General features: G+C 56.6%; 1 rRNA gene. It reads left to right on the top strand.

Annotated features, from left to right (window positions below):
• Positions 1-1,030 (top strand): 23S ribosomal RNA (locus AB0I98_RS49915); the annotation flags it as partial.
• Positions 1,031-1,061 lie beyond the last annotated feature (31 nt).

Below are 1,061 nucleotides of genomic sequence, written 5' to 3' on the forward strand. Positions count from 1 at the left end.
GGGCGAAGCTGAGAACTTAAGCGCCAGTAAACGGCGGTGGTAACTATAACCATCCTAAGGTAGCGAAATTCCTTGTCGGGTAAGTTCCGACCTGCACGAATGGCGTAACGACTTCTCGACTGTCTCAACCATAGGCCCGGTGAAATTGCACTACGAGTAAAGATGCTCGTTTCGCGCAGCAGGACGGAAAGACCCCGGGACCTTTACTACAGTTTGATATTGGTGTTCGGTTCGGCTTGTGTAGGATAGCTGGGAGACTGTGAACTCTGGACGCCAGTTCAGGGGGAGTCGTCGTTGAAATACCAGTCTGGTCGTGCTGGATGTCTAACCTGGGTCCGTGATCCGGATCAGGGACAGTGTCTGATGGGTAGTTTAACTGGGGCGGTTGCCTCCTAAAGAGTAACGGAGGCGCCCAAAGGTTCCCTCAGCCTGGTTGGCAATCAGGTGTTGAGTGTAAGTGCACAAGGGAGCTTGACTGTGAGACCGACGGGTCGAGCAGGGACGAAAGTCGGGACTAGTGATCCGGCGGTGGCTTGTGGAAGCGCCGTCGCTCAACGGATAAAAGGTACCCCGGGGATAACAGGCTGATCTTCCCCAAGAGTCCATATCGACGGGATGGTTTGGCACCTCGATGTCGGCTCGTCGCATCCTGGGGCTGGAGTCGGTCCCAAGGGTTGGGCTGTTCGCCCATTAAAGCGGTACGCGAGCTGGGTTTAGAACGTCGTGAGACAGTTCGGTCCCTATCCGCTGCGCGCGCAGGAACATTGAGAAGGGCTGTCCCTAGTACGAGAGGACCGGGACGGACGAACCTCTGGTGTGCCAGTTGTTCTGCCAAGGGCATGGCTGGTTGGCTACGTTCGGGAGGGATAACCGCTGAAAGCATCTAAGCGGGAAGCCTGCTTCGAGATGAGTGTTCCCACCCCCTTTGAGGGGTTAAGGCTCCCAGGAGACGACTGGGTTGATAGGCCGGATCTGGAAGGCGGGTAACCGCTGGAGGTGACCGGTACTAATAGGCCGAGGGCTTGTCCTCAGTTGCTCGCGTCCACTGTGTTAGTTCTGAG

The organism is Streptomyces sp. NPDC050211 (assembly GCF_040656035.1).
In the GTDB taxonomy this organism is placed as follows: domain Bacteria; phylum Actinomycetota; class Actinomycetes; order Streptomycetales; family Streptomycetaceae; genus Streptomyces.